General features: G+C 38.8%; 3 protein-coding genes. All 3 read right to left on the bottom strand.

Annotated features, from left to right (window positions below; all coding sequences use genetic code 11):
• A partial coding sequence (locus tag QZ334_RS07585; RefSeq protein WP_295233331.1) for a SpoIVB peptidase S55 domain-containing protein occupies positions 1-1,530 on the bottom strand: 1,530 nt, incomplete at its 3' end.
• A gap of 12 nt (positions 1,531-1,542) precedes the next feature.
• Positions 1,543-1,827: a biotin/lipoyl-containing protein gene (locus QZ334_RS07580; protein ID WP_005387253.1), complete on the bottom strand. Its 285-nt coding sequence runs from the start codon at positions 1,825-1,827 to the stop codon at positions 1,543-1,545.
• 88 nt (positions 1,828-1,915) lie between these two features.
• Positions 1,916-3,259 (bottom strand): phosphodiester glycosidase family protein, encoded by a 1,344-nt coding sequence (locus QZ334_RS07575; protein ID WP_295233327.1) that lies wholly within the window; start codon positions 3,257-3,259, stop codon positions 1,916-1,918.
• Positions 3,260-3,279: the final 20 nt, after the last annotated feature.

The following is a 3,279-nucleotide window of genomic DNA, read 5'->3' as shown; positions in this document are numbered from 1 at the left end:
TGTATCAGTCTTTTGAATTTCATCATAAAGTTCATTAAAATCTTTATGAACTTTTAAGCGACGTAAAATTTCATCAGTTAAATTATATTTTTGCTTTTCTAATACATAAGGTAATGGGATTTCACCGCCCCCACGCACCTCTAAGGTATACTGACCAACAGCTTGATCTTCAGGAACTTTAAAGAAGATTTGTTTAACAACTTTCTCCCCGCGGAATGGCTCCAACGTTACATCTACAACGATTGTATCCCCAGGAGAAACAATGGTAGAAGATGCAGACGCATCAATAAGCTTTGCAGTTTTCTTATCTTGTGTTACTTCAGTTTCTACAGAGATATCAGAGATTTCATAATTAATGAATCGGTTATTCATAAGAACATCGATAACATTGTAGAACTCATCAACAGCCTTCTCTGAGATAGAATCAGAACTATAGAACATATTAGTTCGTGTCAACGGCTTATGTTCTTTACCTCTTGGAGTAATAGTATAAGAAATTGTAGCTGTACCAGCGCCACTACGATCTAATGTTTTATTCAACATATTATATAGAGATGTAGCCGCTAAGGTCGGTGTCATTTCACTATCTTCAATGACCTTAACAGAGCTAGTTTTATCACGCCCCATATCAAGGTCTTTCAAATGGAAGCGCATAGGAATGCCTGGAGAGATCACTCCAGATACGCCAGCAATACCAGCACCTCTATCTTCAGTTACTGAGCCTACTTCCTTGCCCATAGAACCTAATTTGAAAGCAGCATCATAACTTTTAACTACCGTAAAGATACTTGCATTGTGCATAAAGTAGTTTGAAGAGCCATGTTTCAAGAATGGATGACCAAAGGCAACAATCTTTTCACCATCTACATAGGTAACAGTACCAATAGCACCAAGTTTTAGATCACCATCAACTAATAATGCGGCTACAGAGCCACCAGCCTCTAAAGGTTTTGCAGTTTCATCACCACTAGCACTAGCTGTATCATATGTTTCATATTTATATTGTGGCAGCTTGGATTTGAAGTAATCCATGGACGCTGCATCAAAGCCATATGCCATAAGTGGTGTGCCAAGAGGAATCAATTGTTTATCATCCCATGGTCTAGATAGGTTCTTCTCATATGGAATATTCCATAATTTCACCATATCTTCAATAGGGGTAATCATACCAATCGTACCATCTGCAAAACCCCAACCATAGGCAACAGCACCAACGAGCTTGCCATTTATATATACAGGACTACCACTCATGCCATGAGCAATGCCTCCAGTTTTTTCCATAACAGGACCAGAAAACTTTGCCAAAATAAGATGACCAGATGGCCCCTTATCCTTCATGACACCCAGTACCTTTACATCAAAGGTTGAAATGGTATCTCCTACAATTACAGTTTTTGCAATACCTTCCATACCTGTAGTTACATCATTGACAGGCATAAAATCAACAGCCTGTGCAGCTGTAAGTGAAGTACAGAAGAAAAGCGCCAGTATCGCTTTTCTATACCGACGCCAAGAATGAGAAAACTTCATTCCTTCTCTCCTTTATTTACTTTCTACTGTGACAACGATTTGATCACGAGAAACGTCTGAACCCACTGTAACATTAACCGCCGTTACAGTACCAGTTACAGTAGATTTAGCAGCAGCCATAGGGCCAGCCAATGTCTCTACAGTTACCAATGTTTGACCTTCTGTTACAGCAGAGCCAACAGAAACTGTAGAAGCAACTTTACCTGTTAATACACTTTGGTATGATACAGGGGCCGCCATTACAGAGCTAACACTTAAAATGCCTAAAGCAGCTAAGGCCAACACTACTCTTTTCATAACGATCCCTCCTTTTACAAAATTAGTTATGTATTTATAGTATACTAAATTATTACTAATATTTCAAACAAAATTGTATGCAACGAATTCATTTTATAATTACAATATCCTCATAGGTCGTAGGATTTGGAGTAGCTTTATGTACGTACGTATCATTAACCACCAAATCAACACTACCTTGATTTGATAATTCAGCACCATCTACGACGCCTAGCTTAGATAACAGTTTGGCCCCTTCTTGTTGTGTGACCCCTACGGATTGAAGGCCTGCTTTATCAACAGTGAGGACCACTAAATTATGATCTTTTGTAGTTCCTATGAAACTACGAGCTTTATTATGAGTCCCATCAGCACCTACATAATTGCCATTCTTCAATACCATAGTACCCGCTTGTAGCGCTGCACCACCAGTGGTGCTAACTTGTGCTAACTCCGGTCTATTTTGAATCGTAATCGGTGTGCCCACTTTTAATTTACGCAGTGCATCTCTTGATTCTCCATGCCCAGATAATACATATTGGTTTTCTCCAATTTTAGAATTCCCTTTTTGACCACTAACCACCTTGCCATTAGCAACAGTCACTTCGTATCCAAAGTCATTAGTCTTTGTAGATGCCCCATACGCTGATGTATATAGAGTCAAAGCATTTTCTTTACGACTTGTATTAACAGAGGTAATCAGGAATGTATCCTTCTGTGTTTTAGCCTGTAGTAAAGGTCTTTTTTCTTCAATAAAATATCCACGATTTGGTGTATATCGCAAGGTGCCACGATTAGAAATACGCTCTAAATCAATCGTTCCATCACTAGCTACTGAATAAGGACGATCAAAACTTCCGCCCTTTACCTTTGCTCCAATGATGGCAGTATGTGATTGAATCACAGATGATAAGGTTTTTCCTTCTGGAACATGGGCTACTACCATAGGTGAATCATTATCAACAGATAACGCAAAGGCTTGAATCTTACCTTCTGCTACAGTGTTATTAATCTTGCTATACGTAACGGATTTATTTACATCTTTTGTTGTTTGTTGAGCATAGCCAGAAAATAAATCCACTACAATACGCGATGGCTTTTCCAATGTAAACTCATGATGTTGTACATCCTTATTAGCCGTCAATGTTACTTGTAAAGCACCATTAACAGGTTGTAAGCCAATACCTTTTAAAACACCTGTTTTCGTGTTATTTTGAGCTACAGGTCCAGTCAATCCATTTGTCGTACCACCCAGGTTAAGGGTAAGGGCATGTGTAGACTCATTATAAGATTTAGTCCAAGATACAGGCATTTCAGACACATCTAATACGATTCGACTTGTACCTTCGTGATTAGATACACGTACGCCGGTTAAATTTCCAGCTTCCGCATAAGGTATTGTGCTGCCTAGAAAGCCTAACACAGCAAAAGTCATATATAAATATCGTTTCATTTACAATTCCTCTATAGCGA

Origin of the sequence: Veillonella sp., from assembly GCF_019414865.1 — a bacterium.
GTDB lineage: Bacteria > Bacillota > Negativicutes > Veillonellales > Veillonellaceae > Veillonella.
This window is presented reverse-complemented; position numbering and strand designations above follow the sequence as displayed.

What these genes read in the sequence shown, in the direction of transcription:
- QZ334_RS07580 (WP_005387253.1), bottom strand. Translation starts at nt 1,827, where the DNA reads ATGAAAAGAGTAGTGTTGGCCTTAGCTGCTTTAGGCATTTTAAGTGTT.
- QZ334_RS07575 (WP_295233327.1), bottom strand. Translation starts at nt 3,259, where the DNA reads ATGAAACGATATTTATATATGACTTTTGCTGTGTTAGGCTTTCTAGGC.